Source organism: Pseudomonas sp. FSL R10-0056 (assembly GCF_009600105.1).
Taxonomy (GTDB): domain Bacteria; phylum Pseudomonadota; class Gammaproteobacteria; order Pseudomonadales; family Pseudomonadaceae; genus Aquipseudomonas; species Aquipseudomonas bubulae.
The window spans coordinates 1-21,067 of sequence record NZ_WIWL01000167.1; the positions used below are offsets into that span (position 1 = coordinate 1).

Annotated in this window: 17 protein-coding genes; 12 read left to right on the forward strand and 5 right to left on the reverse strand. The window is 57.9% G+C overall.

What is annotated here, in order from left to right; translation table 11 throughout:
• Positions 1 to 54: 54 nt before the first annotated feature.
• A complete protein-coding gene (locus tag GHO42_RS08855) occupies positions 55 to 960 on the reverse strand; it encodes an ABC-three component system protein (protein WP_153327685.1) in 906 nt (301 codons plus the stop codon).
• Between the two features lie 822 nt (positions 961 to 1,782).
• On the opposite strand from GHO42_RS08855, the gene GHO42_RS08860 reads away from it, so the two are divergent.
• The 11 genes from GHO42_RS08860 (at position 1,783) to GHO42_RS08910 (ending at position 13,935) form a co-directional block, all read left to right on the forward strand.
• Positions 1,783 to 2,949: a Fic family protein gene (locus GHO42_RS08860; protein WP_095020441.1), complete on the forward strand. Its 1,167-nt coding sequence runs from the start codon at positions 1,783 to 1,785 to the stop codon at positions 2,947 to 2,949.
• Between the two features lie 32 nt (positions 2,950 to 2,981).
• The gene (locus GHO42_RS08865; RefSeq protein WP_016782458.1) at positions 2,982 to 3,434 is read left to right on the forward strand and encodes an Lrp/AsnC family transcriptional regulator; all 453 of its coding nucleotides are present in this window, start codon (positions 2,982 to 2,984) and stop codon (positions 3,432 to 3,434) included.
• A 150-nt stretch (positions 3,435 to 3,584) separates the two neighbouring features.
• Positions 3,585 to 5,267, forward strand: a complete 1,683-nt coding sequence (locus GHO42_RS08870) for an NAD(P)/FAD-dependent oxidoreductase (protein ID WP_094999922.1) — start codon at positions 3,585 to 3,587, stop codon at positions 5,265 to 5,267.
• A 135-nt stretch (positions 5,268 to 5,402) separates the two neighbouring features.
• The gene (locus tag GHO42_RS08875) at positions 5,403 to 6,197 is read left to right on the forward strand and encodes a carbon-nitrogen hydrolase family protein (RefSeq protein ID WP_153327687.1); all 795 of its coding nucleotides are present in this window, start codon (positions 5,403 to 5,405) and stop codon (positions 6,195 to 6,197) included.
• A 39-nt stretch (positions 6,198 to 6,236) separates the two neighbouring features.
• Complete coding sequence (gene pqqF, locus GHO42_RS08880; protein WP_153327689.1) at positions 6,237 to 8,675, forward strand: pyrroloquinoline quinone biosynthesis protein PqqF; 2,439 nt, start codon at positions 6,237 to 6,239, stop codon at positions 8,673 to 8,675.
• 152 nt (positions 8,676 to 8,827) lie between these two features.
• Entirely contained in the window at positions 8,828 to 8,902 is a 75-nt protein-coding gene (gene pqqA, locus GHO42_RS08885; RefSeq protein ID WP_003444522.1) for a pyrroloquinoline quinone precursor peptide PqqA, read from the forward strand.
• An 82-nt stretch (positions 8,903 to 8,984) separates the two neighbouring features.
• Complete coding sequence (gene pqqB, locus GHO42_RS08890) at positions 8,985 to 9,896, forward strand: pyrroloquinoline quinone biosynthesis protein PqqB (protein WP_048361138.1); 912 nt, start codon at positions 8,985 to 8,987, stop codon at positions 9,894 to 9,896.
• Positions 9,897 to 9,974: 78 nt separating this feature from the next.
• A complete protein-coding gene (gene pqqC / locus GHO42_RS08895) occupies positions 9,975 to 10,727 on the forward strand; it encodes a pyrroloquinoline-quinone synthase PqqC (RefSeq protein WP_016782463.1) in 753 nt (250 codons plus the stop codon).
• The gene (gene pqqD, locus GHO42_RS08900; RefSeq protein ID WP_094999919.1) at positions 10,724 to 10,999 is read left to right on the forward strand and encodes a pyrroloquinoline quinone biosynthesis peptide chaperone PqqD; all 276 of its coding nucleotides are present in this window, start codon (positions 10,724 to 10,726) and stop codon (positions 10,997 to 10,999) included. Before pqqC ends, pqqD begins: the two co-directional genes overlap by 4 nt.
• Positions 10,992 to 12,137, forward strand: a complete 1,146-nt coding sequence (pqqE, locus tag GHO42_RS08905; protein WP_153327691.1) for a pyrroloquinoline quinone biosynthesis protein PqqE — start codon at positions 10,992 to 10,994, stop codon at positions 12,135 to 12,137. The genes pqqD and pqqE overlap by 8 nt, the downstream gene beginning before the upstream one ends.
• Positions 12,103 to 13,935: a S9 family peptidase gene (locus GHO42_RS08910; RefSeq protein ID WP_130872138.1), complete on the forward strand. Its 1,833-nt coding sequence runs from the start codon at positions 12,103 to 12,105 to the stop codon at positions 13,933 to 13,935. Before pqqE ends, GHO42_RS08910 begins: the two co-directional genes overlap by 35 nt.
• A gap of 17 nt (positions 13,936 to 13,952) precedes the next feature.
• On the opposite strand, the gene GHO42_RS08915 is transcribed toward GHO42_RS08910, so the two are convergent.
• Together GHO42_RS08915 and GHO42_RS08920 are read right to left on the reverse strand one after the other, a co-directional pair.
• On the reverse strand, positions 13,953 to 14,111 hold the full coding sequence (locus GHO42_RS08915; RefSeq protein WP_004419451.1) for a YqaE/Pmp3 family membrane protein: 159 nt from the start codon (positions 14,109 to 14,111) through the stop codon (positions 13,953 to 13,955).
• A gap of 187 nt (positions 14,112 to 14,298) precedes the next feature.
• On the reverse strand, positions 14,299 to 15,582 hold the full coding sequence (locus tag GHO42_RS08920; RefSeq protein WP_095019489.1) for an aspartate aminotransferase family protein: 1,284 nt from the start codon (positions 15,580 to 15,582) through the stop codon (positions 14,299 to 14,301).
• Positions 15,583 to 15,799: 217 nt separating this feature from the next.
• On the opposite strand from GHO42_RS08920, the gene GHO42_RS08925 reads away from it, so the two are divergent.
• Positions 15,800 to 16,699, forward strand: coding sequence for a LysR family transcriptional regulator (locus GHO42_RS08925; RefSeq protein WP_094999915.1), 900 nt, complete (start codon positions 15,800 to 15,802; stop codon positions 16,697 to 16,699).
• Positions 16,700 to 16,959: 260 nt separating this feature from the next.
• Here GHO42_RS08925 and GHO42_RS08930 read toward each other — a convergent pair whose 3' ends face one another.
• Both GHO42_RS08930 and GHO42_RS08935 read right to left on the reverse strand, forming a co-directional pair.
• The gene (locus GHO42_RS08930) at positions 16,960 to 18,738 is read right to left on the reverse strand and encodes an acyl-CoA dehydrogenase C-terminal domain-containing protein (protein ID WP_094999914.1); all 1,779 of its coding nucleotides are present in this window, start codon (positions 18,736 to 18,738) and stop codon (positions 16,960 to 16,962) included.
• Positions 18,739 to 18,991: 253 nt separating this feature from the next.
• Entirely contained in the window at positions 18,992 to 20,797 is a 1,806-nt protein-coding gene (locus GHO42_RS08935; protein WP_094999913.1) for a phenylacyl-CoA dehydrogenase, read from the reverse strand.
• Positions 20,798 to 21,067 lie beyond the last annotated feature (270 nt).

A 21,067-nucleotide genomic window follows, 5' to 3' on the forward strand; every position in this document is an offset into this window, starting at 1 on the left:
TCAGCTGTCACCGGTAGAGTTTGAAAAGCGTTACGCAGCGAGCCTGGAGAGTGTCTAGGAAACCCGGGGCGATTCAACACCTATATCTTGGATAAGCCCTACATACTTCCTAATGTCCCCTTTCTGAATAAGACTAAAGCGCTCCGATGGTTTAATTAGCTGACACAAACACTTTATTTCATCAGCGGGAGTTACCCTAATATGCTCATAGAGCTTTCGAGCTCTCTCATAACTGGCGTCTGTCATGCCAAGTACTGATTGCTCTAATCTATCTTCAAAATGCGCGTGAAGCCTACTCTTAAGATTTACAGCGTAATAATCCGAATCGCTATAAGGATCATTCTTAATAATATCTTCTAGAATACTTTGACCAAGAATCCTATTTGTGTATGCAGCTCTTCTTTGAGAGTCCCCATCCACTTGAATAGTCTTATGGATTTCGATTGCCTTAGAGCTGATTTTTTCAGACAATAAACAGTAGTTTAAATTTAAAAGATTTGCACTCAAGTCTATATCTTTGGCTTGGCAAATTTTAGTTATAACTGCTTTTGTGAGTTCTTCTATCGCATCCAAACTGCAATACTTGTCATCCCCATAAGGATAAAAAATAACAACCTCACCATTATCATCCTTGTAATCACCCGCATCTGAAATTGCTATAGATACATGAAAAAACCGAGAAACCCCTTTAACCCTGTCCAATTCTACCTTTGCTGATTTTACTAAAGCATCTTTGTAGTCAGAACGATATTTACCTATATTCGCCTTAACTTGATGGGCACTAGCTAGAATTCCGCTTTTATATATAGCAAAATCATCGGTACTATCCAGCTGTAGTTCAAAATCCACATCGCCTTCATCTATTAACTTAAGGCAGTGATATAGGGCGATTTTCCCTTGGTATACAAAGCCGCTCCAGGAAGAAACGGCACTGTGTGGATATTGTTCTTCTTCGTTCACGTTGACTCCATTCACCAGGTGATCATTTTTCGACCAAAGTGGCCGAATGATATCACGCAAAGCGTGCTGCTCTTCTGTGTCATTGGCCAACTTGGCTGGCTTGAGGTTGAAAAGCCCCCTAGCGTCCTAGATACGTCCGAATGATCGTTTTTAGCTGTGAGCCCACCGATGGACGCGCCCGCTAAATTCTGTGTAACAACAAAAAGTGTTGCAGATGAAGCAGAGCCCTAATAGACCCGAAGCGGCGGTTAGCAAAGGGTAAAAGGGCCAAAGCTGCTGGATACCTGTGCATGGCGCTTTGGTAGCAATTCGCTAGACCGCTTAACTTCTTGATAGCAAAGAGTAAGCCACTGCTAGGACGGAGCTAAGTTGTTTAAAAGCAAAGGAGAGTCACTTGCTGCTAAGTGAGTACAATCACGGTACAGTGCCCAGCTAGATCAACCATCTAAAAAATACGCTAAACAACACGTACTACGGGGCTCCAGCTATGCCAACCTACGTTCACCTACGAACGACTTCTCTAGGCATACTCGTTCGCCCAGTAACTCATAATCCCTTGGTCGTAGGTTCGAGTCCTACTGGGCCCACCAAACTCAAAGCCGCGCACTGCGCGGCTTTTGTGTTTCCGGGGTTTGGGATTTTGCTTTTCAAAACGCCCAGAAAACCGGTTTGCGTCCACAAAACGTCCACAGGCCAGCTCTATAGTCCTTTCGTCGGCTTACCCTGCATCCCAGGTTAGACAGTGAGCCGATTAGCCGGCATTATCGGCTCACTATATGAGCCGAATATATTCATTAATCGGCTCATAGACGAGTAAAGCCCATGAACGATTCCCCCTGGATCTGGCAACAGCCCGGCTGGCCAAACTTTAGCTGGCAAGCTGAGATGCTTAACCCGCTATTGCGTGCCTGTACCCAGGCTCAGGGCCGTTTGCTGGGGATGATTGGCGCTGTCGGAAGTGATAATGAAGCGCTCAACAGCCTGGACACCATGCTGCAAAACATCGTTACCTCATCAGCCATTGAGGGCGAACAGCTGAATGCAGGCTCTGTACGTTCATCCCTGGCTCGCCGCATGGGGCTGACCGGAACAGGTCGCACAACTGCACGCTCCGAAGGCTTGGCACAATTGTTGTTCGATGCCACAAGTGCGCATCAACGCTTGCTGGATCTTGAACGCCTCTATAAGTGGCACTGCTGGCTGTTCCCCGGCGAGGACAAGCTGTTGGCCCGCCCACTGCACACTGGCACGCTGCGCGGCGAAGAACCCATGCAGGTAGTATCCGGGCCCCTCCACCACCCCACCGTGCATTTTGAAGCACCACCACGTGCCGGGCTGGAAGAGCAACTGGGCGACTTCCTCACTTGGTTCGAGAGCAGCAGAATCGATGTCAGCCTTGATCCTTTACTACGTGCTGGCATTGCCCACTTTTGGTTCGTTACCTTGCATCCGTTCGATGACGGCAACGGCCGCCTCACTCGCACGCTCACCGATTTGGCATTGGCCCAGAGTGAGCAGCAATCCATCCGCTTCTATGCCATGTCAGCCAGCATTCTTGATGACCGCACCGGTTATTACCGAATTCTGGAGTCCAGCCAGAAAGGCACACTGGATATCACTCCTTGGTTGCAGTGGTTTCTAGCCACGCTGCTTAAAAGCCTGGAGCAAGCCCTTGCCCGGATTGAACGAGTATTGAGCAAGGCCCGTTTCTGGCAACTACACCGCGACCAGGCCCTGCTAGCCGAACAGCTCAAGGTGCTGAACCACCTGCTCGACGGTGGCGAACGCGGCTTCGAGAACGGTATAAACGCCGCTCAATACCAAGCCGTGACCAAAGTCTCCAAGGCTACCGCGACCCGCCACCTGGGTGACCTGCTTGCGAAAGGCTGCATCACTCGCCTGCCTGGCAGTGGGCGCAGCACACGCTACCAAATTCAGTACGGCGTCAGCCTCCAAGGTGACCAGACACTGAGTAGCAAACTCGACTAAGACCAACAATCACGCAGCCCCTGGAGCCACCCTTGCCTGACACCCGCCCCCCTGCACTGGATGAAATCGACCGTCAATTGATCGCGGCCTTGCAGCTCAATGCCCGGGAAAGCGTGGCAATGCTGGCACGCCAATTGGGGATTGCCCGCACCACCGTGACATCACGCCTGGCGCGGCTGGAGAAAACCGGGGTGATTACCGGCTACGGGGTTCGCTTGGGCCAGCGCCTGATTGATGGCGGCCTGCAGGCCTATGTCGGGATTACCGTGCAGCCACGCTCCGGCAAGGACGTGGTGCGACGCTTGAGTGCGATGGCCCAGGTGCAGCAACTGTGCGCAGTCAGTGGCGAATTCGATTACGTGGCTTGGCTGCGCAGCGATTCACCCGAGCAGCTGGACCAGTTGCTCGATCAGATCGGCAGTGTCGAAGGCGTCGAGAAAACCACCACCTCAATCATCCTCAGCAGCAAAGTTGATCGCGGATAAGTCACATCGACTAGCCGCTTCGTCATATTGACTAAATAAAAGTCATAACGACGACAGTTTGCGTCTTATTTACGTGTTCTGCGCTGCCTATCATGGTGCCTGTCTTTTTCTATACTCAAGGTAAAGCTTGGGTCGCCAGCAAGGTCAGCCATGAACAAGAATAATCGTCACCCTGTCGACGGTAAAAAACCCGTCACCATCTTCGGCCCGGACTTCCCGTTTGCCTTCGATGACTGGATCGAACACCCCGCTGGCCTGGGCAGTATTCCCACACATAAACTTGGCGCTGAGGTAGCGATTGTCGGTGCTGGCATGGCCGGGATGGTGGCGGCCTACGAGTTGATGAAGCTGGGCCTCAAACCCGTGGTATATGAAGCCTCGAAAATGGGTGGGCGCCTGCGCTCGCAAGCCTTTGAGGGCAGTGAAGGGGTGATTGCCGAGCTCGGCGGCATGCGCTTTCCAGTGTCGTCAACAGCGTTTTACCACTATGTCGACAAGCTGGGGCTGGAGACCAAACCCTTCCCCAACCCGCTGACCCCAGCTTCCGGCAGTACGGTTATCGACCTCGAAGGCCAAACCTTCTACGCACAAAAACTGGCGGATCTGCCTGCCCTGTTTCAGGAAGTGGCCGACGCCTGGGCCGATGCGCTGGAGGAAGGTTCGCGCTTTGGCGATATTCAGCAAGCCATCCGTGACCGCGACGTCCCTCGCCTCAAAGAGCTGTGGAACACGCTGGTTCCTCTGTGGGACGACCGCACGTTCTACGACTTCGTCGCGACCTCCAAGGCCTTTGCCAAACTGTCATTCCAGCACCGCGAAGTGTTTGGCCAGGTGGGTTTTGGTACTGGCGGATGGGATTCGGACTTCCCCAACTCGATGCTGGAAATCTTCCGGGTGGTGATGACCAACTGCGACGACCATCAGCATCTGGTCGTTGGCGGTGTCGAGCAAGTGCCACTGGGAATCTGGCGCCACGCTCCCGAACGCTGTGCCCATTGGCCTACAGGCACCAGCCTGAGTTCGCTGCACAACGGCGCACCTCGCACCGGGGTCAAGGCGATCTCTCGCACACAAGATGGGATGTTTTCCGTCACTGACATTCTCGGAGTCACACGCCCCTACGAAGCCGTGCTGGTCACATGTCAAAGCTGGCTACTGACCACCCAGATCGAATGCGAAGAGTCGCTGTTCTCACAGAAGCTGTGGATGGCCCTTGACCGTACGCGCTACATGCAATCATCGAAAACCTTTGTCATGGTCGACCGCCCGTTCTGGAAGGACAAAGACCCGGAAACCGGCCGCGACCTGATGAGCATGACCCTCACCGACCGCCTGACCCGTGGCACCTACCTGTTCGACAACGGCGACGACAAGCCGGGGGTGATATGCCTGTCGTACTCGTGGATGAGCGATGCGCTGAAAATGCTCCCGCACCCTGTGGAAAAGCGCGTGAAGCTGGCCCTCGACTCGCTGAAAAAGATTTATCCGAAGGTAGATATCGCCAGCCGCATCATCGGCGATCCGATCACCATTTCATGGGAGGCAGACCCGCATTTCCTGGGCGCGTTCAAGGGTGCACTGCCGGGGCATTACCGCTACAACCAGCGGATGTATGCGCACTTCATGCAACAGGACATGCCTGCAGAACAACGCGGGATCTTTATTGCCGGCGATGACGTGTCGTGGACCCCGGCCTGGGTTGAGGGCGCGGTGCAGACTTCATTGAACGCGGTCTGGGGCATCATGCATCACTTTGGCGGCAGCACCCATGCGGCCAACCCGGGGCCGGGAGATGTGTTCCACGACATTGGCCCGATTGCGCTGCCGGATTGACCCCGCAGGGTGAATTGATTCCAGTGGGAGCGGGCTTGCTCGCGATTCAGGCAACGCGGTGCATCAGGCATATCGGGTGGATGATATCGCGAGCACGCCCGCTCCCACACCAACAGTCAACACCAGGAGAACCCCATGCGCATTGCCCTTTACCAATGCCCGCCTCTGCCCTTGGATGTTGCGGGCAATCTGCAGCGTTTGCGTGAAACAGCCCAGCAAGCCGATAACATTGACCTGCTGGTGTTGCCCGAAATGTTCCTCACCGGCTACAACATCGGCGCGCAAGCCGTAGCCGAACTCGCACAAGCCCACGACGGCGACGCCGCACAGCAAATTGCCAAACTGGCCAAAGCCACGGGCATGGCCATTGTGTACGGCTACCCCGAGCGCGGTGCAGACGGACATATCTACAACAGTGCACAGTTGATCGACGCACACGGCAAAAGTCTGTGCAACTACCGCAAGACTCACCTGTTCGGCGAACTCGATCACTCGATGTTCAGCCAGGGCCCCAACTCATTCCCGGTCATTGAACTCAACGGCTGGAAGCTCGGCCTGCTGATCTGCTACGACCTCGAGTTTCCGGAAAACACCCGCAGGCTGGCCCTGGCCGGAGCTGAAGTGATTGTGGTACCCACCGCGAATATGGTGCCCTTCGAGTTCATCGCCGATGTCACCGTGCGTTGCCGCGCTTTCGAAAACCACTGCTATGTAGCCTACGCCAACTACTGTGGCCATGAAGGCGAGATCCATTACTGCGGCCAAAGCAGCATCGCCGCACCCAACGGCAAGCAGATTGCCCTGGCCGAACAGGATGAGACCCTGCTGGTGGCAACGTTGCAACGCCAACAGCTGACTGATGCAAAAAGCGGCAACTTTTACCTCGCAGACCGTCGGCCCGAGCTATATGGCGAGCTGAGCAAGGGCTAAATCCGCTAGCATGAGCGCTTCTCTGTTCCGGAAGTGCCCATGCCTGCGCTGAACCACCCTCACACCCAACGTCTGACCCTTGAAAACGGCCTGACCCTCTGCGTACGCCACGAGCCGCGCCTCAAGCGCTGCGCGGCCGTTTTAAGGGTCGCCGCAGGCAGCCATGATGTGCCTGCGGCCTGGCCGGGCCTGGCGCACTTCCTTGAACACTTGCTGTTTCTGGGCACCGCACGCTTCCCGGCGGCAGACAACCTGATGGCCTGGGTACAGCGCCACGGCGGTCAGGTCAATGCCAGAACCTGCGAGCGGCATACCGACTTCTTTTTCGAACTGCCCATGGGTGCTTTCGAAGGGGGTCTTGAACGCTTGTGCGACATGCTCGCCCATCCGCGCATGACTCTGCCTGACCAACTGCGTGAACGTGAAGTGCTACATGCCGAATTTATTGCCTGGGCCCGTGAGCCTTCGGCACAGCGTGAGATCAAACTGTTCCAGCCATTGAACCCGGCCCATCCACTGCGCGCATTCCATGCCGGTAACCGTTATAGCCTGCCAGTACCTCGCGCGGGTTTTCAGCAAGCCCTGAAAGGTTTCTACCAGACCTTTTATCAGGCCGGACAAATGACCTTGAGCCTGAGCGGCCCGTCGGCAATCCGTGAACTGAGCACCCTGGCCGAGCGCTGCAGCGCTGTGTTGCGCCCCGGCAAAGCCGTGCAACAGGCCGATGCACCCGCCTTGATGACCGGTCAGCAGCGACATTATCAACACATTGACGGCTCGCGCCTGAGCCTGATGTTTGCCCTGGAACAGCTGCCGCCGGAGTCTGACAAGGCGCTGGAGTTCCTGTGCAACTGGATCAATGCCGACAAAGCCGGCGGTCTGTTCGCACAGTTACGCCAGCAGCAACTGATCGACACCCTTAAGGCCACGTCGCTCTACTGCTTCAAAGACCAGGCACTGCTACAGATTGAGTTCACTGCAACCAACGCCATTGCCCAACATGCCACGCTAATCAGCGACACCTTCCATGACTGGCTGGGGTTCTTCCGCGCACAACAGGACTGGCCTGCGTTACGTGAAGAGTTCTGTCTGCTGCAACAACGCCAGCAAGACATCAGTGGCGCACTGGAGCTTGCTCGAAGTGACTGCAAGCAACATGTGCCCGGCTTATCGGATCAAGGCGTAACAACCCTCAAGGTTGTGCTGGGGCAGCTGCAGCCAGGGGCAATGCAGTTATCGCACCATGCCTGGCAACTGCCAGCGCCCAATCCATTTCTGCAAGCAGCGAAGGAGCCGGTGAGTGCCGGCCTGATTCGCGGGCAAACCAGCGCTCACCGTGGTTTGCGCACCTTTGCCCAGGATCGTTTGCGCAGTCGCCGCGACGTGTCTGCCATGAGTTTCAGCACGGCAATACCCAACCTCAGCGGCGAAGCAGCGATTTACCTGCGCTGGCGTTTGCCCGCTACACCTGCCGACAACCCGATGCCTGCGCTGCAGAACAGCCTGCGCCCGTTGATCCAGGATGCTCGTGACGCTGGTGTCGAACTTTCGCTCAACGCTTTGGGCAATGACTGGCTGCTGAAGATGTACGGTTACCACGAGCCGATGCCCGCCATTCTGGAAAGCGCCCTGCGTACGCTCGCCAGCCCGTGCACCGGGCAATCAGCCGGCACGCCCCCTGAGGCGACGTTGATGCCCATTCGCCAACTGCTCAAGCGCCTGCCCGAACTGTGCCCGCCCGCTGGCGAAAGTGACGGGGCCCACAATTGGTCAGAAACACGCTGGGACGGGCTGACAGTCGGCCTGCCATCTGCCACACAGGCCTTGATTGGCCCCGTGCTGAACAAGGTGCCTGGTACCCCGGATGCGCAACTGACGCTTCAGTCCGGGCATCCTGTCGAGCGCCATTGGCACACAGTACCCTGTGATTCCAGCGAACACGCACTGCTGCTGTTTTGCCCGGCCGCCGAGGCCACAGTGGCGGGCGAAGCTGCCTGGCGTCTGCTTGCCCAAGTGGCGCAAACCCCGTTCTATCAACGCCTGCGGGTTGAACTGCAATTGGGATACGCGGTGTTCAGTGGCTTGCGCCAAATCAATGGCCAAACCGGCCTGCTGTTTGGTGTGCAATCGCCCCACGCGAGCACGGCACAAATCTTTGAGCACATCCGTAACTTCCTCGTAGATTTGCCAAATCTGGTCTCGGCACTGGATGAAACATCTTTCACCCAGGCCCGCGCCGCCCTGGCACAGCAATTCTCAAGCGAGGCCCTGAGCGTGTCCCAGGCCAGCGAATTGCTATGGCAAAGCAAGCTTGCAGGCCACCCGTCGGATTACCTGACAGCCCTCTACACTGCGCTTATGGCGCTGGATCAAGACACTACACTCAAGGCTGCACAGCAAACCACACAACCTGACAGCCGCTGGTTATGTGTGGCTACCGGCCCTGTAACTGAAACGTTTTATCCAGGAAGAAGCTGATAATTACCAACCCTGCAAAGGGCTTTCTTCGACATTGGGCGTTCAAAAAGCGTCAAATTTAGTAACATAGCCACCTAAGCTTTTGAACATCTCCTTCGGGAGCTGGACTAATCAAGAGACACTACTCACCCACCCGCTGAAGGAGTCATGTTATGGCTTGGACTAAACCTGCTTACACCGACCTGCGTATTGGCTTTGAAGTCACCATGTACTTCGCTAGCCGTTGATCTGCTTCTTCACTGAGCAGAGCAACCCAACGCCTCGGTTCGCCGGGGCGTTTTTATTTCCAGATTTGCAAGAGAACACGCCATGTTTGTCCAGATTCTAGGTTCCGCCGCTGGCGGTGGTTTCCCGCAGTGGAACTGCAACTGCGTCAACTGCGCGGGTTTTCGTGATGGTTCGTTAAACGCCAAGGCACGTACCCAATCGTCGATTGCGATCTCCGACGACGGCGTGAACTGGGTGCTGTGCAACACCTCGCCCGACATTCGCGCGCAACTCCAGGACTTCGCCCCGATGCAACCGGGCCGTGCCCTGCGTGATACCGGGATCAGCGCCATCATTCTGATGGACAGCCAGATCGACCACACCACCGGCCTGCTGAGCCTGCGCGAAGGCTGCCCCCACGAAGTCTGGTGCACTGACATGGTCCACGAAGACCTGAGCACCGGTTTCCCGCTGTTCACCATGCTCAAGCACTGGAATGGTGGCCTGAACTGGAACCGCATCGAGCTGGAAGGTTCGTTCACCATCCCGGCCTGCCCCAACCTGCGTTTCAGCCCGCTGCCCCTGCGCAGTGCCGCGCCGCCGTATTCGCCGCATCGCTTCGACCCGCACCCGGGCGACAATATCGGCCTGATCGTTGAAGACCTGCGCACGGGCGGTAAATTGTTCTATGCCCCAGGCCTGGGCAAGGTTGACGCGCCGTTGCTGGAAATCATGGCGGGCAGTGACTGCCTGCTGGTGGATGGCACCATGTGGGACGACGACGAAATGCAGCGCCGCGGCGTAGGCACCCGTACCGGCCGGGAAATGGGCCATCTGGCGCAAAACGGCCCCGGTGGCATGCTCGAAGTGCTTGAGCAACTGCCCGAGCAGCGCAAAGTGCTTATCCACATCAACAACACCAACCCGATTCTCGACGAAGACTCCGCCGAGCGTGCCGAACTGGTACGCCGGGGGGTTGAAGTGGCCTTTGATGGCATGAGCATCGAATTGTAAAAGCTGAATCTGTAGCAGCTGCCGAACGCAGCCTTCGGCAGCTGCTACAAAGGCATCACATTTTTTTGGAGGCACCAGATGACCCAAGCCCCACTCTCTACCGCCGAATTCGAGGCCGCCCTGCGGGCCAAAGGCGCGTATTACCACATCTACCACCCCTATCAGGTGGCAATGTACGAAGGCCGCGCGACCCGCGAGCAGATCCAGGGCTGGGTCGCCAACCGTTACTACTACCAGGTCAATATCCCGCTTAAGGATGCCGCGATCCTGGCCAACTGCCCTGACCGTGAAGTGCGCCGCGAGTGGATTCAACGCATGATCGACCACGACGGCGCGCCCGGTGAAGACGGCGGCATCGAAGCCTGGCTGCGCCTCGGTCAAGCGGTTGGCCTGGACCCGGATCAACTGCGCTCTCAAGAGCTGGTCCTGCCCGGCGTTCGTTTTGCCGTGGATGCCTACGTCAACTTCGCCCGCCGCGCTACATGGGAAGAAGCCGCCAGCAGCTCGCTGACCGAAATGTTTGCGCCGCAAATCCATCAGTCGCGCCTGGACAGCTGGCCCCAGCATTACCCGTGGATCGACCCCGCCGGCTACGAATACTTCCGCACCCGGTTGGGCCAGGCCCGACGCGACGTGGAGCACGGGCTGGCAATCACCCTGCAGCACTACACTACTTATGAAGGCCAGCAGCGCATGCTGGAAATCCTGCAGTTCAAACTCGATATCCTGTGGAGCATGCTCGATGCCATGACCATGGCCTACGAGCTGGACCGCCCGCCCTATCACAGCGTGACCAGCCAACGTGTCTGGCACAAAGGAATCACCCTATGAGCTTTGATCGCAGCAAAATCCCGACCTGGCGCACCGGCTATCGTTACCAGTACGAGCCCGCGCAAAAAGGCCATGTGTTGCTGTACCCCGAAGGCATGATCAAGCTCAATGACAGCGCGGCCCTGATCGGCGGCCTGATCGACGGCCAGCGCGACGTCGCGGCCATTATTGGCGAACTGGACAAACAGTTCCCCGGCGTACCCGAGCTCGGCGCAGATATCGAGCAATTTATGGAGGTCGCTCGTGCAGAGCACTGGATCGAACTTGCCTGACAGCCGTATCCCGCCCAAGCCTGAAGTCGGCCTGCCGCTGTGGCTGCTGGCTGAATTGACCTACCGCTGCCCGTTACAATGTCCGTATTGCTCCAACCCGCTGGACTTCGCCCAGCAGGGCAAAGAACTGAGCACCGAACAGTGGATCAAGGTGTTTCGCGAGGCGCGGGAGATGGGCGCTGCGCAACTGGGGTTCTCCGGTGGCGAGCCACTGGTGCGCCAGGATCTGGCCGAGTTGATTGGCGAAGCGCGCAAGCTGGGTTTCTATACCAACTTGATCACCTCGGGCATCGGCCTGACCGAGCAAAAGATCAGCGACTTCAAAAAAGCCGGGCTGGACCATATCCAGATCAGCTTCCAGGCCAGCGACGAGCAGGTCAACAACCTGCTGGCCGGCTCGAAAAAGGCCTTCGCGCAAAAGCTCGAAATGGCCAGGGCAGTCAAGGCCCACGGCTATCCGATGGTGCTGAACTTCGTCACCCATCGGCACAACATCGACAAAATCGACCGCATCATCGAGCTGTGCATCGCCCTTGAAGCCGACTTTGTTGAGCTGGCCACCTGTCAGTTCTACGGCTGGGCCCAGCTCAACCGTGTCGGCCTGCTACCGACCAAGGAGCAACTGGTACGGGCTGAGCGCATCACCAACGAATACCGGGCCAAACTGGAAGCAGAGGGTCACCCCTGCAAGCTGATCTTCGTGACGCCGGACTATTACGAAGAACGCCCAAAAGCCTGCATGAACGGCTGGGGCAGCATCTTTTTGACCGTTACACCTGACGGCACGGCCCTGCCGTGTCATGGTGCCCGACAAATGCCGGTCGAGTTCCCCAATGTGCGTGACCACAGCATGCAGCACATCTGGTACGACTCGTTTGGCTTCAACCGTTTTCGTGGTTATGACTGGATGCCCGAGCCCTGCCGCTCGTGCGACGAGAAAGAAAAGGACTTCGGCGGCTGCCGTTGCCAGGCCTTTATGCTCACCGGGGACGCCAGCAATGCGGACCCGGTGTGCAGCAAATCGCCCCAACACAACCTGATTCTCAAGGCGCGCGAAGAAGCCGAGCACGCCACCCAGACCATCGAACAATTGGCCTTCCGAAATGAACGAAACTCACGTCTTATCGCCAAAAGCTGAGCCCTTCAGCGCCGCACTCGCCGTAGCCGCCGGGGTTGATTTCGCAGAATTGCGAGTCGGCCCTCAAGGCCTGTTCTGGAACGAATATCGTCCACAGGATGCGGCCTCGCGCATCTGGCACTGGCGCGATGGCCAGGCCCACTGCCTGACGCCCGCCGGTTTCAGCGCACGCAGCCGGGTCTATGAGTACGGCGGTGGCGGGTTTTGCCTGAGCGATAACGCCGTGGTGTTCGTCAACGAAACCGATCAGCAGCTTTATCTGCAACCTCTGGAAGGTAGCGCCCCGCAGGCACTGACCCAGGGTGAATGCCGCTACGGCGGCGTGCAGTTTGCCGGCGGGCAGGTGCTGGCAGTCGAAGAAACCGGCGACCAACACCGACTGGTCAGCATCGACCTGGGCACCCTTGAACGTCAGATCCTGGCTGAAGGTGCCGACTTCTACGGCGCACCGGCGCTGAGCCCTGACGGCCAGCGCCTGGCCTGGGTCGAATGGAGCCGCCCACACCAACCGTGGACCTCTACCCGTTTGATGCTGGCCGATGGCCAAACCGCCGGGCGCTGGAACACCGCGCAGTGCCTGGCCGGTGATCTTGATGAGGAATCGCTGCAACAGCCGCGTTTCGACGAACATAACCGGCTCCATTGCCTGACCGACCGCGCAGGTTTCTGGCAGCCCTGGGCCGAGTCTGGCGAAGGCCTGGTACCCGCGCCCAGCGCGCGCGCCGATCACGCCCCGGCCCCTTGGCAACTGGGCACCAGCACCTTTGTGCCGCTGGGAGAGCAGGCCTATCTGGCCAGTTGGACCGAGGACGGCTTCGGGCGACTGGGCATCCGCACAGCTGACGGCAACCTCGAAGACTTCACCGGTGACTACAGCCATTTTCGCAGCCTGGCATTGGATGAGGCATTTATCTACTGCATCGCAGCATCGCCGATACGCCCTTCAGCCGTGATCCGTATCTGCCGTGCCGAGCATAAGGTGGAGGTACTGGCAGGTGGCATTGCACCGCTGCCCCCCGAACGTATCAGCCGCCCGAGAACTCTGCGTTATCCCTCTGGAACGGGCCATGCCCACGGTTTTTTCTACCCGGCTATGAACGGCGAAAAAAAACCGCCCCTGCTGGTATTTATCCACGGCGGTCCGACTTCGGCCTGTTACCCGATGCTCGACCCGCGCATTCAATACTGGACCCAGCGCGGCTTTGCCGTGGCTGACCTCAACTATCGCGGCAGCACCGGCTATGGCCGTGAGTATCGTCAAGCCTTGCATTTGAATTGGGGCGTGGTGGATGTCGAAGATGCCTGCGCGGTGGTCAGTTATCTCACCGAACAAGATCTGATTGCTCCCCGCCGTGCGTTTATTCGTGGCGGCAGCGCGGGGGGTTACACCACCTTGTGCGCGCTGGCATTCCATAAAGTGTTCCGGGCGGGTGCCAGCCTGTACGGGGTCAGCGACCCGATTGCGCTGACGCGGTCCACCCACAAGTTTGAAGGTGACTACCTTGACTGGCTGATTGGCGATCCGGAGCGCGACGCTGAACGCTATGCAGCGCGCACTCCGTTGCTGTACGCCAACCAGATCAGCGTGCCGGTTATTTTCTTCCAGGGTGAGCTGGACGCTGTAGTGGTGCCGCAACAAACCCGCGACATGCTCCAGGCCCTGCAATACAACGGCATCCCGGCCCAGGCCCATTACTACCCGGACGAGCGCCACGGCTTTCGCAAGGCCAGTAACCAGGCCCATGCACTGGAACAGGAATGGTTGTTTTATAGCCAGGTGATGCAGGCCGATACATAACTGTAGTCGCTGCCTGTTTACCGCTTGGCGATAATCCACACCGCATGCACGATGCCCGGGATATAGCCGCACAGGGTCAGCAGAATATTCAGCCAGAACGCACCGGCAAAACCCACCTGCATAAACACACCCAGCGGTGGAAGCAGAATGGCAAAGATGATTTTAATAAGATCCATATGCGCAGCTCCCTGATAGTGGCGGGCCAGAAATGGCCCTGCTTCTAATCGACTCCAGGCGCAAGCCAAAGGTTCAGACTGAACTTATCCACAGACAAAAAAAAAACGCCCCGTACCGAAGAAATCAGGCACGGGGCGATGCGTTATACCGCGAGACGGTTCTTTAAATTCTGTGTAACGGCTGCAATCAGACGGCAACCCCGCGACGGCACTGCAATTGCGCCGTTCGAACCCGGGAAAACGCCCGGGCCAGACGCAGCAGCATTTCATCGATATTGCCCTTGCTCACACACAGGGCCGGGGTAAAACGCAGGCAGTCGGGCTGCGGGGCGCTGATCAGCAAGCCCTCATACAACGCCGCCTTGACCACAGCGTCTGCCGAGTTATCCGACAAGGTCAGACCCCAAAGCAGACCCTGGCCGCGTAATTCGCCCTGTGCATAACTATTTGCCAACCTGCCCAAACCCTCGCGCAGGTGTTGCCCCGCGTCGCGAACCTGCTGCAGAAAGCCCTTGTCCAGCACGGTATCCAGCACCGCCAACCCCGCTGCGCTCATCAAGGCATTGCCATGATGGGTACCGCCCAGCTCGCCGGGCTCCAGGCAACAGGCCTTGCCCCGAGCCAGCAATGCGGCCACTGGTACACCGCCGCCCAGGCCCTTGCCTAACGTAATGATGTCGGCGCGAATGGCGTAATTCTGTTCTGCCAGCAAGGTGCCGCAACGCCCCACGCCGGTCTGCACTTCATCCAGGATCAGCAAAATGCCCAGCTCGCGACACAAGCGCTCAACACCCTTGAGGTAGTGCTCAGTCGCAGGAATCACCCCGGCTTCGCTTTGTACCGGCTCCAGCATGATGGCCACGGTCTGCGCATCGACTGCCGCATGCAGCGCCGGCAAATCGTTGAACGGCACATTGATAAAACCCGGCAACTGCGGCTCGAAGCGGTTATCCACAGAAGCGCCGCCCGAAGCCGACATCGCGCCAAAGCTGCGACCGTGGCAGCTGCGGCTGGCCGTGATGATCCGATGGGCGCCACCGCGATGCAGCTGGCCCCATTTGCGTGCCAGCTTGATCGCACCTTCATTGGCCTCAGCGCCGGTGTTGAGCAAATGCACCTGATCACTACCGGTGCTTTCACACAAGCGCTGCGCCAGGTTCAACATCCCGCGGTTTAAAAAACCTGCACCCGGGTTTAGCAATGATTGCGCCTGCTCGGTCATTGCCTTGACCAGCACCGCCGGGCTGTGGCCCAGGCTGTTGGCCGCACTGCCCTGGGTAAAATCCAGATATGCACGGCTGTCGCTGTCCCACATCCATGAGCCCTGGCCGCGCACAAACACTTGGGCTTCACGCTCAACGCAGGGCATCAGGCAGTCTCGGGACGGGTGGTTGCCAGCTTTGGATGGCGCAGAGTGGGCGGCCATTTCTTCGAGGCTGGGGGAATGGCGACGCAGGTTAAACAGGTTCATGCACGCGGACCTTGTGACCATAAACAGATTCGATTTGCAACCGCCGACGCTTCATGGGAAAGGTAAACCTCTGCTCGGGTTTATTGTCCTGCCTATGTAAAACGCCGTTGCCTATCAGCATCTCTGGCTCGATGAGCCTTGTGGAATGGGCGTAGACTAGGCGCCGGCAGGCCGTTGAGCCATTTCGTTTTTTAAGCATTTTCGATAAGCATTACTTATGGATTTCAAGCAACTGCGTTATTTCGTCGCGGTCTATGAAGAAGGCCATGTGGGCCGTGCCGCCGAGCGGCTTTGCATCTCGCAGCCAGCCCTCTCCCAGCAGATCCGTCAGCTCGAACACAACCTTGATGTGAGCCTGTTCGAGCGCAGCAGCAAGCGCCTGCTGCCTACTTTGGCAGCACACACGCTGTACAACCACGCGCTGCCCTTGCTCGACGGATTGCAGCGGGCCAAAGAGGCTCTGCACAACTTTCAGGGCCAGGCCCTGCGCACCATTGCCATCGGTGTATTGCAAACTGTGCATACCAGCCTGGTGCCGCAGATGCTGGAGCGTGTACGTCAGGCCCAACCCCATTTGGTGGTACAGATCTACGAGCTCACGGGCATAGAGATCGAACGGCGCCTGCTGAATGGTTCACTCGACATTGGCATCAGTTACCTGCCGCCACGCCAGCCTGGGCTGCACGCCATGATGCTTTACGAAGACGAACTGCAACTGGTGATCCCGGCGGATCATCCGTTGCGCGAATTCAAGAAAGTGTCCTTGAGCCAGGCGGCAGAGCTGCCAATGTTGCTGCTGGGGGAGGAGTTTCAGGTGCGCCAGATCTGGCAAGCCCAGCTTGCCAATCTGGGCCGTCGCCCGCAGGTGCAGGCCGAGCTCAACACCATGGCGGGGATCCTCGACAGCCTGCCCCATAGCAAGCTGGCCACTGTCTTGCCAGGGCGCTCGCGTCATCAACACGACGACAAGGCGCTGCTGTGGAAGCCGCTGAGCGAGCCACGGGTACCGCTGCAAGTGGGGCTGGTGTGTCGCGATGTGCAACGCCAGCAAGCCACTTTGGGACTGTTGCGCACGTTGCTTGAAGATGTGATGCAGGGTGATGAAGGGGCTTTGTAGCTGACCACCTTGTGGGAGCTGGGAAATCGAGAAAAATCTGACGCACAAAAAAGAAAACCCCGCCGAGGCGGGGTTTTGCAGACTGTTTCCCTGACATCCTTTTCACTCCGCCATCCTGGCAGAATCCTACGTGTCCGTGTTGTTGCTTTGAGCTTCCTGCTCTACGTCCATGGAAAGTAGATTACCCCTGGATCCAATCTGCCGATATGGGAGATTGTCAGCATGTAATGTAAGCAAATGCTTACAAAACACTAAACAGGTTAAAAGTGTGCTTCGTCCAGCAGGTAAAGCGACTCGCTACCCGCCTTGACCGACGCGCTCAGCGAGTGGATACGCGGCAGCAAACGGGCGAAATAGAAGCGTGCCGTGCCCAGCTTGCTGGCATAGAAGGCTTCATCGGCCTCTTTACCCAACGCGGCCCTGGCCATCAACGCCCACATGTACGCATACGTTGTGTAACCAAAAACCTGCAGGTACTCAACGGAGGCTGCGCCGATCTCGTTCGGGTTGTTTTGCGAACGGTCCAGTACCCAGGCTGTCAACTGGTCAAGTGTGTCCAAAGCCGCCGCCAGTGGCTGGGTAAACTCGTTCAGGTCGCTGTTGGCGGTGGCGATGAACTGACGGATTTCATCAGCAAACTGGCGGTAGTAAGCCCCGTGGTTGCCAACGATCTTGCGCCCCACCAGATCCAGCGCCTGGATACCGTTGGTGCCTTCGTAGATTTGCGTGATGCGCACATCACGCACCAACTGCTCCTGGCCCCACTCGCGAATATAGCCGTGGCCGCCGAACACCTGTTGGCCATGCACGGTGGTTTCCAGGCCCAGATCGGTCAGGAAGGCCTTGGCCACCGGGGTCAGCAAGGCCACCAGGCCATCGGCGCGCTCACGGGCTGCCGGGTCTTCACTGAACTTGGCGATATCCAGCTGGTTGGCAACATAAGTAGAGAAGGCCCGACCGCCTTCGTTCGAGGCCTTCATGGTCAGCAGCATGCGTCGGACGTCGGCGTGAACGATGATCGGGTCCGCCACTTTATCCTTGGCCACTGCGCCTGTTGCAGCGCGCCCCTGCAAGCGATCGCGGGCATATTCCACGGCGTTCTGATACGAACGCTCACCCGAAGCCAGGCCCTGGATGCCAACCCCCAGACGCTCATAGTTCATCATGGTGAACATGGCGGCCAAGCCACGGTTGGGCTCTCCCACCAGGTAGCCGACAGCTTCATCGAAGTTCATCACACAGGTGGCCGAAGCCTGAATACCCATCTTGTGCTCGATAGAGCCGCAGGTCACCGGGTTGCGCTCACCCAGGCTGCCATCGGCATTGACCATGAACTTGGGCACCAGAAACAGCGAGATGCCTTTAGGCCCCGCAGGCGCGTCCGGCAATTTGGCCAGTACCAGATGGATAATGTTTTCGGTCAGGTCGTGCTCACCACCGGTGATGAAAATCTTGGTGCCGCTGACTTTGTAGGAACCATCCACCTGAGGCTCGGCTTTTGTCCGAATAATCCCCAGATCAGTACCCGCATGGGGCTCGGTCAAACACATGGAACCCGCCCACACACCCGAGTACATATTCGGCAAATAGGTCGTTTTCAATGCTTCGCTGGCGTGCGCGTTGATCGACACACAGGCGCCGGCGGTCAACATCGGGTACAGGCCGAACGACAGGCTGGAGGAGTTGATCATCTCTTCGACCTGGGCCGACACAGCCTTGGGCATGCCCATGCCGCCGAACTGCGGGTCGCCGCCCACACCCACCCAACCGCCTTCGGCGTAGGTGCGATAGGCATCGACAAAACCGGCCGGGGTGGTCACTGCACCATTGTCCCAGTGGCAGCCTTCCTCATCACCACTGCGGCTCAGCGGCGCGATGCTTTTCGCGGTGACCTTACCCGCTTCTTCGAGAATGGCTTCAACCGTTTCAGCATCTACGGTCTCTGCCAACGCAGGCAATTGCGCCCAGAGCTTGGCGACCTCAAAGACTTCATTGAGGACGAAGCGCATATCGCGCAGGGGCGCTTTGTAGTCAGCCATGGCAAACCTCGTAATCTGTAAACGGCGATTATTAATGTAGGACCCAGTCTAGCTTAACGACGATAGCGATACATAGGGTCATGCTGTGACTAATATATATGTTTTGGTCGAGAGCATATCTGATGTGGGAGCGAGCCTGCTCGCGAGGGCTTTCGCGAGCAGGCTCGCTCCCACAGAAAGTTAAGGCGCACCAAAACTAAAAAAGCCGCCTCCCCAAAAGGAGAAGCGGCTTTGCAAGATGACCCGCCGAGGCTTAGTAGCCCAGGTCGAAGTCTTCTTCTTTCATGTCCATCAGGTTGGCAGCGCCCGACAGCATGGTGGCAACGTGCGCGCGGGTGCGCGGCAGGATGCGCTGGAAGTAGAAGCGGGCCGTTTGCAGCTTGGCTTTGTAGAACGCTTCTTCGGACGTGCCGGCCGCCAGCTTTTCAGCTGCCAGGCGCGCCATGTCAGCCCAGAAGTAGGCCAGGCAGGCATAACCGGAATACATCAGGTAGTCGACCGAGGCCGCACCCACTTCTTCACGGTCTTTCATCGCGGCCATACCGACCTTCATGGTCAGCTCGCCCCATTCCTTGTTCAGCGCAGCCAGTGGCGTGACGAACTCGTTGAGTACGTCGTTGCCTTCGTTGCTCTGGCAGAACTTGTGCACGATCTTGGTGAAGCCCTTGAGCGCCTCGCCCTGGGTCATCAGCACTTTACGGCCCAGCAGGTCGAGTGCCTGGATGCCGGTGGTGCCTTCGTACAGCATCGAAATGCGGCTGTCGCGAACGTTCTGCTCCATGCCCCACTCGGCGATAAAGCCGTGGCCGCCGTAGATTTGCACGCCGTGGTTGGCGGACTCAAAACCGACTTCAGTCATAAAGGCTTTGGCGATCGGTGTCATGAAGGCCAGCAGTGCGTCAGCTTTCTTCTTCTCTTCTTCATCAACGCCGTATTTGACGATGTCGACTTGCTTGGCGGTGAAGTACACCATTGCACGGTTGCCTTCGGCGAATGCCTTGGTGGTCAACAGCATGCGACGTACGTCCGGGTGAACGATGATCGGGTCAGCCGCCTTTTCAGGCGCCTTCGGGCCGGTCAACGAACGCATCTGCAGACGGTCACGAGCGTATTTCAGGCCGCCCTGGAAGGCGATTTCAGCGTGGGACAGGCCTTGCAGCGCGGTGCCCAGACGTGCGGTGTTCATAAAGGTGAACATGCAGTTCAGGCCTTTGTTCGGCGGGCCGATCAGGTAGCCGGTGGCGCCGTCGAAGTTCATCACGCAGGTGGCGTTACCGTGGATGCCCATTTTGTGCTCAAGCGAGCCACAGGACACGGCGTTGCGCTCACCGATGCTGCCATCGGCGTTGGCGTTGAACTTGGGTACGATAAACAGCGAAATGCCTTTGGTGCCAGCCGGTGCATCCGGCAGGCGAGCCAGCACGATGTGCACGATGTTATCGGCCATATCGTGTTCACCGGCCGAGATAAAGATCTTGGTGCCGGAAATCTTGTAGGATCCGTCAGCCTGAGGTTCAGCCTTGGTGCGCAGCAGGCCCAGGTCAGTACCGCAGTGCGATTCGGTCAGGCACATGGTGCCGGTCCATTCGCCGGTCACCAGCTTGGTCAGGTAGGTCTCTTGCTGCTCGGGGGTGCCGTGCTCGGAGATGGTGTTCATCGCACCATGGGACAGGCCAGGGTACATGCCCCACGACCAGTTGGCTGCACCGACCATTTCGCTCACGGCCAGGCCCAGCGATTCCGGCAGGCCTTGACCACCGTGCTCTACGTCGTGAGCCAGGCTCGGCCAGCCGCCTTCAACGAATTGTTTGTAGGCTTCTTTGAAGCCTGTAGGGGTTTTAACCCCGGTTTCGCTCCAGGTGCAGCCTTCGATGTCACCCACGCGGTTCAGAGGTGCCAGCACCTGCTCACAAAACTTGGCGCCTTCTTCAAGAATGGCGTCAACCATATCTGGAGTGGCGTCCTGGCAAGCCGGCAGGCTCTGATAGTGCGCTTCGTAACCGAGCAGTTCGTCACGAACGAAGCGAATATCACGCAAGGGGGCCTTGTAGTCAGGCATAGCGATAAACCTCTGCTGATGAAACCGGGGATGAACAACCGCGTGGATTTGTTATGGCGGTCAAACAGGTGTTTGAAACATACGTTTACGCCTATTTATTGTCAAGCAGCGCGAAGCCGCCGTTCGTCTTGGGTCGGATTTGTCTGATCAAGGGAGGGGATATTTTTGGGGTGGGCTTGCTCGCGATACAGCCGGTTCGGACAGTCAGGCAGACCGAGGCGAGGCGAGGCGAGGCCATCGCGAGCAAGCCCGCCCCACAGATTCAAGCGG